Below are 14,204 nucleotides of genomic sequence, written 5' to 3'. Positions count from 1 at the left end.
GCCTAACCGGTTCCATCCTATTTCTTTTTAAAATGGACCACTGCCGAAAAGTAAGTTTGTCCTTTTTCATTCACATGTACTTGATGGGAAACGGAGTGGACCCCCAGCAGGATTCCTTTGTTGACCTCGATTTGGTTCGCGATTTTCTTTTCCAGCGTTTTTAAATCTCCGGCTTCAAAAAACTCCACTTTATCTTCAATAAAATCAAGTTGAAAATTCATCTATACAACCTCCTTCCATGCATAATTCTAATGAAATATTTATTCTAAATCAATAATATGATAGCAAGCTGTCAGCAAAAAAGGTACAATGATGTTTGATACGATGTACCAATTTGAAGAAAAATAATAAAACAATCGTTTAAGCGAAAAATAAAGCAAAAGCTTTTAGGAGAGAGGTTTGTACATATGAAGATTGCTATCATTGGTGCAATGGAAGAGGAAGTAACCTTACTAAGAGACCATATTGAAGGACAAACAACAGAAGAAGTAGCTGGCTGTGAATTTACCTTTGGGAAAATGCACGGCAAGGATGTCATCCTGTTACGTTCAGGAATTGGTAAGGTAAATGCCGCCATGTCTACAACCATTCTATTGGATAAATATAAGCCAGATTGCATCATCAACACTGGTTCTGCCGGCGGTTTAAATCCAGACCTGAATGTGGGAGATGCAGTCATTTCAACAGAGGTGCGCCACCACGACGTTGATGTAACGGCTTTTGATTATGAATATGGCCAGGTACCCCAGCTGCCGGCAGCTTTCTTGGCAGATGAAAAGTTAATGTCGATTGCCGAAGCAGCAGCAGAGGAGTTGGAAAATTTTCAGATTGTTAGAGGCTTAATTGCAACAGGTGATTCCTTTATGGAGGACCCTAAAAAAGTGGAATTTATCCGCGGGAAATTTAAAAATCTACAGGCAGTGGAAATGGAAGCAGCGGCGATCGCACAGGTGGCCTTTCGGTTTGGTGTTCCATTTGTGATTATTCGTTCCCTTTCGGATATTGCCGGGAAAGAGTCAGAAATTTCCTTTGATCAGTTTATTGATAAAGCAGCCACGAATTCGGCAACCTTAGTTATGAAAATGGTAAAGGCTTTATAAGTACAGTCCTTGATTAACAAAAAAGCGCCTCATTCACAGCAGAGGCGCTTATTTCTTCGAGTAATAATCCTGTCCTTCCTCTATCTCTTGCAATTTCATTTCGCATTGTTTGGAAAAAGTAAAGAAAAGTACCGATCCAGCTAGGAAGGACATAGAGGAAAGAATGAATATATTTAGGTCCATATCCGATTTTGTATCGGACGGAATAATGACACCAATAAAGAAAAAGATTCCCACAGCCAATAAAACAGTTCCGAACCGCTTAAAATCAACCATCTTCTCATAAAGACTCCGCGTTTTCTGTTTCACAGCTGATTCACCCCTTCTTTAATAAATCTACTAAACCACTTTACCATACAAATTTCCGATAAACAGTAAGTAAATTCTTGAAAAGATGCCTAACACTTAATATCTTGGGGCATTTGACTATTTTTGAAATAAATTTCTAAAAAGTGGTTTACAAAAAACCTGTAAGTGGATATAATTACCGTAGCAAGTAAAAAATTCCAAAAAGGAGGTCGAAGGTAATGTTATTAACGATTAATGTAACGAGTTGTGTCCTGAAAGCAATGGCTAAAACTGAATATTTGAATATCATGCATTCGACCAGATTGGAATGGATTGCTTAGTGTGTTAATTTGCATCTACATATCCATGCCGCAGGGAGAATGACGCCTTGCGGTATTTTTGTGCCCTTTTTTTCAGGAATGGCCGCAAGGAACTATCTTCTTGCGGCCTTTTTGTGCCCTTTTTACGAGCCGATTGGAAATGTATTGCATAAATTAAAAATGTTGTTGGACTAACAGAAATAACTTTATAAGGAGGTGATCATGTATGACACTGAATATTTTATTCTTCACCATCACTATTCGAAAAAGAAAAGTAACATTGCAGGAAGCCGCTCAGCAGGAAATGGTTGAAAAACTATATGAGCAAAACAGAGACCGCCAAATTTCCATGCATCATTTCATGTAATGAAGAATTTAGGCTGCAGAAAGGAAGGTGAATGAAAATGACTTTAAATCTATTTTTTGTAACTGTTACATTCAAAAAAAGAGAATTTAGTCTAGAAGAGGCTGTCCAGCAGGAGATGGTTGAACGGTTATATGAGCAGAATAAGGACCGTCAGGTTTCAATGCACATGTTAAGGTAAAGGAAATTTAAAGGGTTTTTACTAAAGGAAGTGATAAATCATGACCCTGAATATATTGTTTTTAACGATTACGATTTCAAAAAGAAAAGAAAGCTTTGATGAAGCTCTTAACCAAGAAAGGATTAACAAGCTTTACGAAGAAAACAAAGACCGGCAAATATCTATGTACCGTATGTAAGTGGGAACAAAATTAAAATAATGAAAGGTGGTTTTTATAATGATTTATTTAATGCAAGGAAGAGGAGCTTATTTCTGGGATTTGAAAGATACCACTTAGCCAAGGAAATTCGGATAGGGAGGTAGTCGGTATGCCGCTGCATATTTTGCTTTTGTCGCTTATTTTTAAGTCTAATAAAAAGGAATCATAATTTCAGTTTAGGATTGACGTTTTTAACATAATGTTCACATTTCCCGAAGTTAGATACTGTGAAAATATGATAAATTGAAGGTAAGAAAGCAGTATCCATTAAGGGGTGGGGAAGATGTTCATGGTGGCAATAGCCTTCGTTATTACGGGCGCAATTGGCTGTGTAATCTCTGCTGAGATCAGTGTTGTTGAATAACAAAGAAGCATCGGCCAATTGGCCGATGCTTTTATAATGCTAATTATTTTCCTTCAGTCAGCTCTAAGAATTCATCGATGTCTTCCAAACAAATACCTACAGCTTTTTCCCAGAAATCCTTTTCTGTCAGGTTTACCTGAAGATGTTTCGCTGCAAGGTCTTCCACTGTCATGGATGCAGTATCACGCAGCAAGGCAATGTATTTTTCTTCGTAGCCTTTCCCTTCTGCAAGTGCCTGTGCATAGATCCCCAATGAGAAAAGATACCCAAATGTATAAGGGAAGTTATAGAACGGAACACCTGTAATAAAAAAGTGCAGTTTGGAAGCCCAGAATAACGGATGATACTCCTCAAGGGCATCACAGTACGCTTCCCTTTGTGCCTCTAACATTACCTCATTTAACCGTTCAACAGAAATAGGTCCCTGCTTTCTTTCTTCGTAAAAACGGGTTTCAAACAGGAAGCGGGCATGGATGTTCATCAACAGGGCAACGGTTCTTTGAATCTTATCATCAAGGAGAACCAGCTTTTCTTCCTCATTTTTCGCGCTCTTAACAGAAGCGTCGGCCACAATCATCTCAGCAAACGTGGAGGCAGTTTCCGCCACGTTCATCGCATATAAGCGGTTGATGTGCGGGACGCCTCTCATTGCGTACGTATGGAAGCCGTGTCCAAGCTCATGGGCTAATGTGGAGACATTTGACGGCGTGCCTGAGTACGTCATGAAAATGCGGGACTGTTCGCTCTCTGGCAGATAGGTACAGAATCCGCCCGGTGCTTTGCCAGGCCGGTCTGCTGCTTCAATCCACTGCTCCTCAAATGCCATTTTGGCAAATGCTGAAAGCTTTTCGCCGAACTTTGCAAAGTTTTCTTCAATAAATTGGGCGCCTTCCTGATAAGATAGTTTGGATTCTGTTGTGCCATATGGGGCATCAAGGTCAAACCAACTTAATTTTTCCAAGCCGAGAAGCTGTGCCTTCCTCTCTAAATATTTCACTAGTTTTTCTTTGTTTTCTGTGATGACCGCCCACATGGTATCAAGCGTCTCTTTTTTCATCCGGTTGATGCTGAGAGGTTCCTTTAACACCTCATCCCAGCCCCGTTTTTTGTATACATTTAATCGGAATCCGGAGAGATGATTTAAGGTTTTTGCCAATAAGTCTGCCTGATCGCCCCATGCCTTCTCCCAGTTTTCAAAAACCGCTTGTCGGATTTCTCTATCAGGGTTGGAGAATTTATTGAAAGCCTGGCCGACAGACAGCTGTTTTTCCTCACCATTTTCGGTAAATGGAACTTTGATTTTGCTAACAATTAAGTCATATAATTGCCCCCAGCTGTGATAGCCGTCGACACCAAGGGCGTTAATGAGTGCTTCCTCTTCTTTTGAAAGCTTCTCTTTAGCCCGTTCACGCCATTCCGATAAAATAAAGCCAAGCTCCTTTAAAGAAGCTAGCGATATAATGTTATCCCATACTTTATCGTCTATTGATGTCAGCAGGTTGTGAAAAGCTCCAAGCACTGTTTGGAAGGCTGCACTTAATCCGGTAACTTGTGAATCAAGTGCGTAGGCCTTTTTATCCTCAGTATTTTGTGCCAGCAGGCATCCGATAAATGCACCTGCCTGACGAAGTTTTTTTCCAGTTTTCTCAAAATCACGAAGCACCTCTTGCAAGAATTCACTGTCCTGGGCAGAGTTGCTTGGTGTCCAGTTATTTATTTTTGTTTGGAAAAGGTTAATCAATTCTTCCGTTTCCTTCAGGTGATTCTGCAATTCCGGGGAATCGCTTCCTCCTTTAAAAAACACATCAAGATTCCAAACATCTGAATATGTAACCGCCGCCATAATTGGACCTCCTTTTTTATATGTACGTTCTTAATTATATTGTTATTTTTCGAAAAATTCCATCAAAATGGCAAGACAATAATAGAAAAAGCTTATGCCCAAAAAAGCATAAGCTACAAAAAGTTTAATAATAAAAACAGCTAAACCACCACCAGGCGAAGAAGATTAACAGCAATATAAAGAGGACAATCACAACTGCAAACCAAATCCAGCTGCCCCGTGCGCAAGGGGCTGAATATGCAGCATAGGGAGCACCAAAGCCGGCGGGGGCGTATGGGAAACCAAAAGCCATCTAACATCCCCCCTTTTCCTGTTTTTTATAGTCTATGTGGTTGTATGCCTTCATGAATAGGCACCTGCTGATAGAATGTCTATAAACTGATTATTTGACAATGATACTAAGGCTGAGTTATAAGTGATAAGAATTAATATTCTCGCTTGGAGGAATAGAAGTGAAGGGTCATAAGTTAATTTACTTTACGATTTTAATCGTGTTTATTTTGGCTGCTGCTGGCTGCACAAATAATACGAAGGAATCTAAAAAGACTGAACAGGATCAAAAAACCGCACTACCGAAGTTTGATGTTACAGCAGCAAAATCGATAAAGGTTAACCGGATCTATGGGATTGGTTATCCTGGTAATGACAACGCTCTCTACGTAGCAGCGGGTAATGGTCTAAAAATATATAAGGAAGCAAATTGGTTCGAAACGACAACGAACCGTCATCAATATATGGGGTTTCAGGCCGTGGAAGATGGCTTTATCTCAAGCGGACATCCGCAAAAAGGGACAGGTTTAAAAAATCCGCTTGGGCTTGTTAAAAGCGATAATAAAGGGGAGACCTTAAAAAAGCTGGCCTTTTATGGAAAAGGTAACTATGTTTTCATGGCCTCAAGTTTTTCGGGTAAAGGTCTTTATCTGATCAGTGATCAAGAGACGGACCAATTAAATACTGGTGTGAATTATTCTAAAGATAACGGGCAAACCTGGCAGCCTAGTAAATTCAAAGATTTTCAAGCAGATTCGCTTGGAATGATGGCTGTCCACCCGGTCAATGGCGACATTATGGCCATGTCTACTCGGTCAGGCATTTATTATTCCACCGATAATGGAAACACGATGAAGCTTGTGACAGAGCCATTTATGGCTACTGCTCTTACTTTTGCCGGAGATTCTCTTTTATTCTCGAGTGTTGAAAACGACAAAATACTTTTAAAAACTTTAAATCCTGCAACGGCCGAGCAAACGAATGTTGCCATTCCATTCTTGGACTACGATAATCCGATAACATATTTAGCAGTAAATCCAAAGAATCTAAATCAAATGGCCTTCACTACTTATAAAAATGACCTTTATGAAAGCCCAGATGGGGGAAAAACGTGGAATAATTTATTTTTAAAAGGGGAAAAAGAGCAGGAGTAGCTGCTCTTTTTGCTATTAGTTTTTTTTCTTTTTTTCCTTCTCGGCTCGGTAAAATTCATGGAACATTTTCATCAGGGCCCGCTTTTCAATCCTAGATACATAGCTTCTTGAGATGCCAAGCTCTTTGGCAATTTCACGCTGGGTTTTTTCTTTTTGCAAATCAAGGCCAAAGCGGCCGATAATCACTTCTTTTTCCCGGCTGTCTAAAACCTCGATATATTTCTTGATTTTTTCAAGTTCCATATTAAGCTGAATTGTATCAATAACATCTTCCGATTCTGATTTTAAGACATCGATTAAGGAAATTTCATTCCCTTCTTTGTCCTGGCCAATCGGGTCGTGCAGGGAAACATCCTTTTTTGTCTTCTTTAAAGCGCGAAGGTGCATTAAAATTTCATTTTCTATACAACGTGCAGCATACGTGGCCAGCTTTGTTCCTTTACCCTCTGAATAACTCTCGATGGCTTTGATTAACCCAATTGTTCCAATCGAGATTAAATCCTCAGAATCCTCACCGGTATTTTCAAATTTTTTTACGATATGGGCAACCAGCCGCAAATTGTGTTCAATCAACATATTTCGCGCATGGGAATCCCCTTCTGCCATCAAGCGCAGGTACTTTCTTTCATCTGCAGCGGATAGGGGTTGAGGAAAGGCATTGTTCTTTACGTAAGATACAAGAAATAAAAATTCCTTAACCAAATAGCCAAGAGCCGTTAAGATTCCAGACATTCACTTCCACCCCGTATCTTTATTGGACTTTAGCCTATTATTAATTCCTATGAAGAAAACGGGAAATTGTGTCTGTCCAGTTAATTTTATTTGATGGACTGTTTAAAATATAAAAAAAAAACCTACCCGGCACGTAAACCAAGTAAGTCATATTTATCAAAATTTTTAAACTTTTCTAAGCTTAAAAGTGCTAACCATAAGGAATGAAAGAATGATAATAATAAATAAGAACGTTTGTGACGGCAAGTATGGTATCGCCAAAAAGCTTAAGGTTGCCAAACAGCCAGCAGCAGTAATCGGCAGACCAGTAAAGTAGCCGTTGCTTTCTGTAATATTAAACCTAGCTAAACGAAAGGCACCGCAGCCAATATAAAATACAGTGAAAAATGAACCGGGGCCGCCGAATTCATTTAAAATTCCTTGGTATAGTAATAGTGCAGGGGCAACTCCAAATGATATAATATCACTCATGGAATCTAATTGTTTACCTAATTCTGACTCAATATTAAATTTTCGGGCAATCATTCCATCAAATCGATCTGCCAGCGCCGCAATAAAAATGAGTAGTAAGCTTAATCGCAAATTCCCGTGTAGACCAAACACGATGGCAAATCCACCTAATGATAAATTGGCTAAAGTGATGACATTTGCAGTTTGCGATTTTAATTTCTTGATGGTTTGATCTATAACATCCAATAAAAACATTTTTTACCTACCACTCCTTTCTTCAAGCCGAAGGAATTTATTATTTCCGCAGTTTACTTTATAATATTTAATTTTAAGGGTTTTATGTCTATTCGTAAAGAGTATTTTTACACTATTTGGGGGTAATACAAGTGATACAGTCCTTTTACCGATTATTTATTGAATTAACGAATGGAAGGTGGACATCACACTTTTTAAAAAGATTTGCCAGGTCCCGTGCCAGTCGCGTCATTGTCCCTTCCTTTGCAAGAGTTTATCATCTCAATATAGGAGAGATGGAGAAAGAACTGCACGAGTTCCCTACCCTGCATGATCTATTTGTCAGGAGGCTGAAAAAGGATGCCCGGAAAATAGATGAAGCAACCGATTCAGTGGTGAGTCCAGTTGATGCAGTCATTGAAGATGTTGGGAAAATCAATCAGAATAGTGAGATTCTCGTAAAAGGAAAAACCTACTCCATACAAGAAATGCTGGGGGACGCAGGAGCTTTGCCAAAATATTTAAATGGTACATATATGATTCTATACTTAAGCCCAAGTCACTACCACCGGATTCACAGCCCAGTAAGCGGTACGGTTACAAAACAATGGAAGCTTGGTTCAAAATCCTATCCTGTTAATAAGCTCGGGCTAAAATACGGAGTTCGTACACTAGCCAAAAACTACCGTGTCATTACAGAAGTTCAAACAGAGTTTGGGCATGTGGCGATCGTGAAGGTTGGGGCTATGTTTGTCAATTCTATTGAAACCATTCATGAGGGTTCAGAGTTAACTAAAGGCGGTGAAATGGCTTATTTTTCCTTTGGTTCAACAGTGGTTTTGCTGTTTGAACATAACATCTTCGAGCCTGCTGCTGATCTAGAAACTCCTAAAGATATTAAAGTCGGCGAAAAAATTGGTACCTTATTAAAATAAAATGAGGAGCCAAAAATAGCGCCCGTTTTTGGGCAAAAAGAAAAGCCCAGTTGGGCAGTTAATTATGATGATTTTTTTATTTTAAAAGAAAGGGACCGACGGCGAATTTCGGACTCAATAAGGTTAATAAATTCGCTGCTTAGGTTTAATTCTCTTGCTTTAAAGTAAGATTCAATCAGTAATTCATCGGAAAGTTTACGCATGTCTGATTCCACCTCCGGTTTATAAATTGATGGTTCTATTTTTGTAAAAGGGAACATAATATAGTAAGTTCAGATGGTGTACCCTAAATCTACCAAATTTATTCCTGTAGAACAATCGTTCTAATTATCCACAGGATAAGGTGGATAACTTGTGATTAGCTTGTTTATAAAGCAATGAAAAGTGTTTGATTCAATGGGTATAATGTTAATAACGTTATCCACAGATGTTGGGAAAGTAGATGTTTGTCGAAAAATATTTTTATTTTTTTATGAAACAGCCTTTTTCTTAATAAATATGATATGATTCTGCCTATTTTGCATACGTACATATCATGTATTGTCGGGATTTGAAGAACAATAAGATTAAGGATAAAATGGTTTTGCTTTTTCTTTTGAAACCAAAGTTAAAATTAGTTATGATGGTACAAGAATAGGGAAATCCTTGGCTTCATCACCAAAGATTAGTAATTTAATGAGGTGTACGCTTAGTGCTAAAACAATTTTTACCTGATGAACACGTGAAGAGCATTCTTGAGATATCTCCGGAACAATTAAAATCCAGAGGCATAAAGGGAATTATTACTGATTTGGATAACACATTGGTGGAATGGGACCGTCCAAACGCAACTCCCGCATTAATTAAATGGTTTGAGGAATTAAAAAAACAAAATATTCTAGTTACAATTGTTTCAAACAATAACAAAGAACGGGTAGGAGCCTTTGCAGATCCTCTCGATATTCCGTTTATTTTTCAAGCCCGAAAGCCGCTTGCAAAGGCTTTTAAAAAAGCAATTTCACAAATGGGCATTAAAAAAGAAGAGGCTGTCGTGATTGGCGATCAGCTGTTAACCGATGTGCTCGGCGGAAATCGCAGCGGCTTTCATACCATTTTGGTGGTACCTGTTGCACAGACAGACGGCTTTTTCACAAAATTTAACCGTTTTGCAGAACGGCGGATTTTAAATTGGTTTCGAAAAAAAGGAATGGTTTCATGGGAGGATTAATTAGTGAGTGACCTACAACATATATGTATAGGCTGCGGAGTAAAGGTTCAGACAGAAGACCCTGAGAAAATAGGTTATGCTCCCGCTTCCGCATTGGAAAAAGAAACAATTATTTGTCAAAGATGCTTTCGTCTAAAGCATTATAATGAAGTGCAGGATGTCAGTTTAACAGATGATGACTTTCTAAAAATATTAAATGGGATCGGTAAAACCGATGCGTTGGTTGTCATGATAGTCGATATTTTCGACTTTAACGGCAGTTGGCTTCCTGGGCTGCACCGATTTGTCGGCGGTAATAAAGTGCTCCTCGTTGGCAACAAGGTCGATTTGCTGCCGAAATCAGTTAAACATAATAAATTGATTCACTGGATGAAGCAGGAAGCACGAGAGCTAGGTTTGCGTCCGGAGGAGGTATTTTTGGTCAGTGCGGCAAAGGGCTGGACAATGAAAGAAACAGCCGCTGCCATAGATGAATACCGCAATGGAAAGGACGTCTATGTAGTCGGCTGTACGAATGTTGGCAAATCTACCTTTATCAATCGGATTATAAAAGAGGTGACCGGCGAAGGGGATATCATTACGACCTCTCACTTTCCTGGCACCACGTTAGATATTATCCAAATCCCGCTTGATGACGGAAAATCATTAGTGGATACTCCAGGAATTATCAATCACCATCAAATGGCGCATTTTGTTGATAAAAGGGATTTAAAAGTGATTACGCCTAAAAAAGAAATCAAGCCGATGGTTTTTCAATTGAATGAGGGGCAGACATTATTTTTTGGCGGGCTGGCCCGGTTCGATTACGTAAGCGGAGGCAGAAGATCATTTGTTTGCTATCTTTCCAACGATTTAAACATCCATCGGACAAAAACCGAAAATGCCGTTGAACTTTATGAAAACCATGTAGGGGAAATGCTGACTCCTCCTCGGCAAGAGCAATTGGAAACATTTCCAGAGCTTGTCAAACAAGAGTTTTTCATTAAAGAAGCCAAGACAGATATTGTTTTTTCCGGTCTTGGCTGGGTGACTGTCAATGAACCAGGAGCAAAGGTAATCGCCTATGTTCCAAAAGGTGTCCAAGCATTATTACGAAAATCATTAATATAAAAAGTGATACTGGGTGGGGAGAAATACGTGAAAAAGCTATATGCGGTAATTGGATATCCAATCGGGCACTCCATGTCCCCGGTGATGCATAATGATTTATTTTCTTTTTATCAAATCGATGGCCATTATCTCCCTTTTCAAGTGGCACCGGAGAACCTCAAGGATGCTGTGAAAGGCTTAAAAGCAATTGGGGCTGGTGGGTTTAATGTAACTGTTCCTCATAAAAGCAGGATCATCCCTTATCTTGATGGGGTAGACGAACTGGCGAATGCAATTGGTGCGGTAAATACCGTCGTTAATGAAGACGGCCGTTTGATCGGTTATAATACGGACGGACCTGGATTTTTAACGGGATTGAAAAAACAATTTGCCTCTATTGAGGGAAAAAAGATACTTGTGATTGGAGCGGGCGGTGCGGCAAGAGGTATTTATTTTACTTTGGCAAAGGAAAAATCCGCTAAGATTGACATTGCCAACCGGACCGTGGAGAAAGCCTGGAGTCTCATTAAAGATTGTCCCTATACCAATTCAGCCAATGCATTTACATTGGAGGAAGTGGAACAGGTACTGGAAGATTACGACTTAATTATCCAGACAACCATGATTGGGATGGCGCCGAAAATTTCTGAACAGCCGCTTAAACTCCACAACTTAAAGAAACAGGCGATTGTTTGTGATATTATTTACAATCCGCTGAAAACAAAATTTTTACAAGATGCGGAACAAAAAGGTGCACAAATTCAAAATGGGATTGATATGTTTGTTTTTCAAGGGGCCCTTGCTTTTGAAAAATGGACAGGGACTTTCCCGGATGTAGAACGAATGAGAGCAATTGTGCTCAAACAACTCGGAGGTTAATTCATGTTAACAGGAAAACAGAAAAGATTATTACGTTCAAAAGCCCATCATTTAGATCCGATTTTTCAGGTTGGAAAGGGTGGCGTAAATGAGAATATGGTAAAGCAAATTGCCGATGCTCTTGAGGCAAGGGAACTCTTAAAAGTAAGTGTCCTACAAAACTGCGACGAAGATAAAAATGTGGTTGCCCAGCAGCTTGCTGATGGAGCAGGGGCAGAATTAGTACAGATTATCGGAAATACAATCGTCCTTTATAAGGAATCGGTTGAAAATAAACAAATTACTCTTCCCTAAAGTAAAGGTGGGGTTGTACTGTGAAGGTTGGAATTTTGGGCGGAACGTTTGATCCACCACATTTCGGACATCTATTGATTGCTAATGAGGTTTTAGCCGCTCTTTCGCTTGATGAAATTTGGCTCATGCCGAATCGAGAGCCTCCGCATAAGAAAAAATCAGAATCGATATCGAACAATGAAAGGCTTCAGATGTTGGATTTGGCCATTGAAGGAAATCAAGCATTCAAAATTCAGCCAATCGAACTTTACAGGGAGGGGCCATCCTTTACCGTTGATACGATGAAGGTCCTTAATGAAACCTATCCTGGGCATCAATTTCATTTCATAATTGGTGCGGACATGATTGAATATCTGCCTAAATGGCATAAAATTGATGAACTGGTTAAACTTGTCCAATTTGTCGGCGTGCAAAGACCTTCCTACAGCCATCTTACAGAGTATCCTATTCTTTATGTTGATGTACCTGCGATAGAGGTATCTTCAAGTATGATTAGAGAAAGATTTAAAAACGGAAAAACTGCGCGTTATTTATTGCCTGATTCCATCATTCAATATATCGAGGAGAACCATTTATATGGAACGTGATGTAGCATTAAAGCTTGTAGAGGAACAATTAACGGAGCATCGCTACCAGCATACCTTAGGCGTAATGGAGACAGCCATTTCCTTGGCCAGAAGGTATGGGGCAGATGAAAAAAAAGCTGAAACTGCCGCTATTTTTCATGATTATGCCAAATTCCGCCCTAAAGAGGAAATGAAGGAAATTATTATGACCCAGGGCTTTCCTCAGGATCTGCTCAGCTTTAACGCTGAACTTTGGCATGCTCCTGCCGGCACCTATCTTGTTGAGAAGGAAGCAGGGATTAAAGACAGAGAAATTCTCGATGCCATCCGTTATCATACATCAGGAAGGCCGGGGATGGGCCTGCTTGAAAAAATTATTTATTTAGCCGATTATATTGAACCAGGCAGACACTTTCCGGGTGTTGAGGAAGTACGGGGAATGGCAAAAGAGAATTTAGATAAAGCATTGATCCAATCAGTCAAAAATACGATCTTATTTTTAATGAAAAAAAATCAGACCGTCTATCCAGAGACGTTTCATACGTATAATGATTTAATCCAAAATGGAAGGGTTGAGTAAATGGATAATCAAGAACTACTTCAATTGACAGTTAAAGCAGCGGATGATAAAAGGGCTGAAAACATTCTTGCACTAAACATGAAGGGAATTTCGCTAATTGCCGATTACTTTATGATTTGTCATGGGAATTCCGATAAGCAGGTTCAGGCAATCGCAAGAGAAATTAGGGAAAAAGCCAATGAAAAAGGCTGTGATGTGAAGAGGATGGAAGGGTTTGATGAAGCACGCTGGGTGTTAATCGATTTGGGGGACGTTGTTGCCCATGTCTTCCATCGTGACGAAAGAAGCTATTATAATTTGGAGCGCTTATGGGGAGATGCCCCGCGGGTTGACGTCTTGAGTGAATTAAATTCATGACAAGCTACCAGCATTTCGCCTATCTTTATGACGAACTCATGAAGGACGCACCATATGATGAATGGATTCGATTTGTGGAAGAGAAACTTGCCAAATACGATATAAAAGGCAGCAAGCTGCTTGACTTAGCCTGTGGAACAGGGCAGCTTTCTGTTCGTTTTGCCAAGCGGGGCTTCCAAGTGACTGGATCTGATTTATCGGCTGACATGCTGGCTGTTGCCCAAGCTAAAGCAGAAGCTGAGGGGCTTGTGATTCCATTCTTTGAACAGAATATGGCTGAATTCGAAAACTTGGAACAGTTTGATGTCATCGGCATCTTTTGTGACTCCTTGAATTATTTGGAAACGGAACAAGAGGTCAAAGAAACCTTTTTGCATGTTTTTCAACATTTACAGCAGGGCGGACTTTTTATTTTTGATGTTCATTCCATCTATAAAATTACCCAAGTTTTTATGAACCAAACCTTTGCTTTAAATGAGGATCATATCGCTTATATTTGGAATAGCTTCCCTGGGGAAGAGTCAAATAGCGTGGAGCATGAGCTTAGCTTTTTTGCCTTGGATGAAAAGTCGGGAAAATATGATCGTTATGATGAGCTTCACTATCAGAGAACCTTTAGTGTTCAGCAATATTCCGATTGGCTGGCTGAGGCAGGCTTTCAATTATTAGAGATAAATGCTGATTTTGAACACGCTAAACCACAAACCCATTCCGAACGAATTTTTTTTATTGCACACAAAAAATAAAGCCATCTTTCTTAAAAAAGATGGCTTTTTTTTATTTATACTTGCAGGAATT

Annotated in this window: 21 protein-coding genes; 14 read left to right on the top strand and 7 right to left on the bottom strand. The window is 39.5% G+C overall.

Annotated features, from left to right (window positions below):
* Positions 1 to 17: 17 nt before the first annotated feature.
* Positions 18 to 221 (bottom strand): YrzA family protein, encoded by a 204-nt coding sequence (locus QNN06_RS24180; protein ID WP_213120089.1) that lies wholly within the window; start codon positions 219 to 221, stop codon positions 18 to 20.
* 186 nt (positions 222 to 407) lie between these two features.
* Here QNN06_RS24180 and mtnN point away from each other — a divergent pair, with 186 nt between their 5' ends.
* Entirely contained in the window at positions 408 to 1,100 is a 693-nt protein-coding gene (gene mtnN, locus QNN06_RS24175; RefSeq protein WP_213120090.1) for a 5'-methylthioadenosine/S-adenosylhomocysteine nucleosidase, read from the top strand.
* A gap of 48 nt (positions 1,101 to 1,148) precedes the next feature.
* Here mtnN and QNN06_RS24170 read toward each other — a convergent pair whose 3' ends face one another.
* Positions 1,149 to 1,409 carry a YrhC family protein gene (locus QNN06_RS24170; protein WP_213120091.1) on the bottom strand — a complete coding sequence of 87 codons (261 nt, stop codon included), beginning with the start codon at positions 1,407 to 1,409 and terminating at the stop codon, positions 1,149 to 1,151.
* A 525-nt stretch (positions 1,410 to 1,934) separates the two neighbouring features.
* Between QNN06_RS24170 and QNN06_RS24165 the strand changes: the two genes are divergently transcribed.
* The 3 genes from QNN06_RS24165 to QNN06_RS24155 are packed head-to-tail and all read left to right on the top strand — an operon-like array spanning position 1,935 to position 2,431.
* Positions 1,935 to 2,075 carry a YrzI family small protein gene (locus QNN06_RS24165; protein WP_213120092.1) on the top strand — a complete coding sequence of 47 codons (141 nt, stop codon included), beginning with the start codon at positions 1,935 to 1,937 and terminating at the stop codon, positions 2,073 to 2,075.
* 37 nt (positions 2,076 to 2,112) lie between these two features.
* Positions 2,113 to 2,253 carry a YrzI family small protein gene (locus QNN06_RS24160; protein ID WP_284036068.1) on the top strand — a complete coding sequence of 47 codons (141 nt, stop codon included), beginning with the start codon at positions 2,113 to 2,115 and terminating at the stop codon, positions 2,251 to 2,253.
* A gap of 40 nt (positions 2,254 to 2,293) precedes the next feature.
* Positions 2,294 to 2,431: a YrzI family small protein gene (locus QNN06_RS24155; protein WP_213120094.1), complete on the top strand. Its 138-nt coding sequence runs from the start codon at positions 2,294 to 2,296 to the stop codon at positions 2,429 to 2,431.
* Between the two features lie 428 nt (positions 2,432 to 2,859).
* Here QNN06_RS24155 and QNN06_RS24150 read toward each other — a convergent pair whose 3' ends face one another.
* Both QNN06_RS24150 and QNN06_RS24145 read right to left on the bottom strand, forming a co-directional pair.
* Positions 2,860 to 4,659 carry a M3 family oligoendopeptidase gene (locus tag QNN06_RS24150; protein WP_284036067.1) on the bottom strand — a complete coding sequence of 600 codons (1,800 nt, stop codon included), beginning with the start codon at positions 4,657 to 4,659 and terminating at the stop codon, positions 2,860 to 2,862.
* Between the two features lie 124 nt (positions 4,660 to 4,783).
* Positions 4,784 to 4,951 (bottom strand): hypothetical protein, encoded by a 168-nt coding sequence (locus QNN06_RS24145; protein ID WP_217033740.1) that lies wholly within the window; start codon positions 4,949 to 4,951, stop codon positions 4,784 to 4,786.
* Positions 4,952 to 5,111: 160 nt separating this feature from the next.
* Here QNN06_RS24145 and QNN06_RS24140 point away from each other — a divergent pair, with 160 nt between their 5' ends.
* Positions 5,112 to 6,083 carry a F510_1955 family glycosylhydrolase gene (locus tag QNN06_RS24140; RefSeq protein ID WP_217033738.1) on the top strand — a complete coding sequence of 324 codons (972 nt, stop codon included), beginning with the start codon at positions 5,112 to 5,114 and terminating at the stop codon, positions 6,081 to 6,083.
* 15 nt (positions 6,084 to 6,098) lie between these two features.
* Here the strand turns inward: QNN06_RS24140 and sigK are convergent, their stop codons facing one another.
* Positions 6,099 to 6,815 carry an RNA polymerase sporulation sigma factor SigK gene (gene sigK / locus QNN06_RS24135; RefSeq protein ID WP_213120098.1) on the bottom strand — a complete coding sequence of 239 codons (717 nt, stop codon included), beginning with the start codon at positions 6,813 to 6,815 and terminating at the stop codon, positions 6,099 to 6,101.
* Positions 6,816 to 6,980: 165 nt separating this feature from the next.
* Positions 6,981 to 7,520 carry a CDP-diacylglycerol--serine O-phosphatidyltransferase gene (pssA, locus tag QNN06_RS24130; RefSeq protein WP_213120099.1) on the bottom strand — a complete coding sequence of 180 codons (540 nt, stop codon included), beginning with the start codon at positions 7,518 to 7,520 and terminating at the stop codon, positions 6,981 to 6,983.
* A gap of 131 nt (positions 7,521 to 7,651) precedes the next feature.
* On the opposite strand from pssA, the gene QNN06_RS24125 reads away from it, so the two are divergent.
* Entirely contained in the window at positions 7,652 to 8,434 is a 783-nt protein-coding gene (locus tag QNN06_RS24125) for a phosphatidylserine decarboxylase (protein ID WP_213120100.1), read from the top strand.
* Between the two features lie 62 nt (positions 8,435 to 8,496).
* Here the strand turns inward: QNN06_RS24125 and sda are convergent, their stop codons facing one another.
* Entirely contained in the window at positions 8,497 to 8,637 is a 141-nt protein-coding gene (gene sda, locus QNN06_RS24120; RefSeq protein WP_213120101.1) for a sporulation histidine kinase inhibitor Sda, read from the bottom strand.
* A 488-nt stretch (positions 8,638 to 9,125) separates the two neighbouring features.
* Between sda and QNN06_RS24115 the strand changes: the two genes are divergently transcribed.
* From QNN06_RS24115 to QNN06_RS24080, 8 genes are read left to right on the top strand one after another with little or no spacing between them, the layout of a single operon-like run.
* The gene (locus QNN06_RS24115) at positions 9,126 to 9,641 is read left to right on the top strand and encodes a YqeG family HAD IIIA-type phosphatase (protein ID WP_213120102.1); all 516 of its coding nucleotides are present in this window, start codon (positions 9,126 to 9,128) and stop codon (positions 9,639 to 9,641) included.
* A gap of 3 nt (positions 9,642 to 9,644) precedes the next feature.
* Positions 9,645 to 10,751 (top strand): ribosome biogenesis GTPase YqeH, encoded by a 1,107-nt coding sequence (yqeH, locus tag QNN06_RS24110; protein WP_284036066.1) that lies wholly within the window; start codon positions 9,645 to 9,647, stop codon positions 10,749 to 10,751.
* Positions 10,752 to 10,778: 27 nt separating this feature from the next.
* Positions 10,779 to 11,609 carry a shikimate dehydrogenase gene (gene aroE, locus QNN06_RS24105; protein ID WP_284036065.1) on the top strand — a complete coding sequence of 277 codons (831 nt, stop codon included), beginning with the start codon at positions 10,779 to 10,781 and terminating at the stop codon, positions 11,607 to 11,609.
* Positions 11,610 to 11,612: 3 nt separating this feature from the next.
* The gene (yhbY, locus tag QNN06_RS24100; protein ID WP_213120105.1) at positions 11,613 to 11,903 is read left to right on the top strand and encodes a ribosome assembly RNA-binding protein YhbY; all 291 of its coding nucleotides are present in this window, start codon (positions 11,613 to 11,615) and stop codon (positions 11,901 to 11,903) included.
* 20 nt (positions 11,904 to 11,923) lie between these two features.
* A complete protein-coding gene (locus QNN06_RS24095) occupies positions 11,924 to 12,490 on the top strand; it encodes a nicotinate-nucleotide adenylyltransferase (protein WP_284036064.1) in 567 nt (188 codons plus the stop codon).
* Entirely contained in the window at positions 12,480 to 13,049 is a 570-nt protein-coding gene (yqeK, locus tag QNN06_RS24090) for a bis(5'-nucleosyl)-tetraphosphatase (symmetrical) YqeK (protein WP_213120107.1), read from the top strand. Before QNN06_RS24095 ends, yqeK begins: the two co-directional genes overlap by 11 nt.
* Positions 13,050 to 13,406, top strand: coding sequence for a ribosome silencing factor (gene rsfS / locus QNN06_RS24085; protein WP_213120108.1), 357 nt, complete (start codon positions 13,050 to 13,052; stop codon positions 13,404 to 13,406). It abuts the gene before it with no gap.
* Positions 13,403 to 14,152 carry a class I SAM-dependent DNA methyltransferase gene (locus QNN06_RS24080; protein WP_213120109.1) on the top strand — a complete coding sequence of 250 codons (750 nt, stop codon included), beginning with the start codon at positions 13,403 to 13,405 and terminating at the stop codon, positions 14,150 to 14,152. The genes rsfS and QNN06_RS24080 overlap by 4 nt, the downstream gene beginning before the upstream one ends.
* Positions 14,153 to 14,204: the final 52 nt, after the last annotated feature.

Source organism: Neobacillus sp. 114, from assembly GCF_030127045.1.
Lineage (GTDB): Bacteria > Bacillota > Bacilli > Bacillales > Cytobacillaceae > Neobacillus > Neobacillus rhizophilus.
Note: the sequence above shows the minus strand (reverse complement) of the source record. Positions and strands in the feature narration are given on the sequence as shown.

Coding starts and splice junctions, on each gene's coding strand:
- QNN06_RS24180 (WP_213120089.1), bottom strand. CDS start 221: ATGAATTTTCAACTTGATTTTATTGAAGATAAAGTGGAGTTTTTTGAA.
- mtnN (WP_213120090.1), top strand. CDS start 408: ATGAAGATTGCTATCATTGGTGCAATGGAAGAGGAAGTAACCTTACTA.
- QNN06_RS24165 (WP_213120092.1), top strand. CDS start 1,935: ATGACACTGAATATTTTATTCTTCACCATCACTATTCGAAAAAGAAAA.
- QNN06_RS24160 (WP_284036068.1), top strand. CDS start 2,113: ATGACTTTAAATCTATTTTTTGTAACTGTTACATTCAAAAAAAGAGAA.
- QNN06_RS24155 (WP_213120094.1), top strand. CDS start 2,294: ATGACCCTGAATATATTGTTTTTAACGATTACGATTTCAAAAAGAAAA.
- QNN06_RS24150 (WP_284036067.1), bottom strand. CDS start 4,659: ATGGCGGCGGTTACATATTCAGATGTTTGGAATCTTGATGTGTTTTTT.
- QNN06_RS24145 (WP_217033740.1), bottom strand. CDS start 4,951: ATGGCTTTTGGTTTCCCATACGCCCCCGCCGGCTTTGGTGCTCCCTAT.
- sigK (WP_213120098.1), bottom strand. CDS start 6,815: ATGTCTGGAATCTTAACGGCTCTTGGCTATTTGGTTAAGGAATTTTTA.
- pssA (WP_213120099.1), bottom strand. CDS start 7,520: ATGTTTTTATTGGATGTTATAGATCAAACCATCAAGAAATTAAAATCG.
- sda (WP_213120101.1), bottom strand. CDS start 8,637: ATGCGTAAACTTTCCGATGAATTACTGATTGAATCTTACTTTAAAGCA.
- yhbY (WP_213120105.1), top strand. CDS start 11,613: ATGTTAACAGGAAAACAGAAAAGATTATTACGTTCAAAAGCCCATCAT.
- yqeK (WP_213120107.1), top strand. CDS start 12,480: ATGGAACGTGATGTAGCATTAAAGCTTGTAGAGGAACAATTAACGGAG.
- rsfS (WP_213120108.1), top strand. CDS start 13,050: ATGGATAATCAAGAACTACTTCAATTGACAGTTAAAGCAGCGGATGAT.
- QNN06_RS24080 (WP_213120109.1), top strand. CDS start 13,403: ATGACAAGCTACCAGCATTTCGCCTATCTTTATGACGAACTCATGAAG.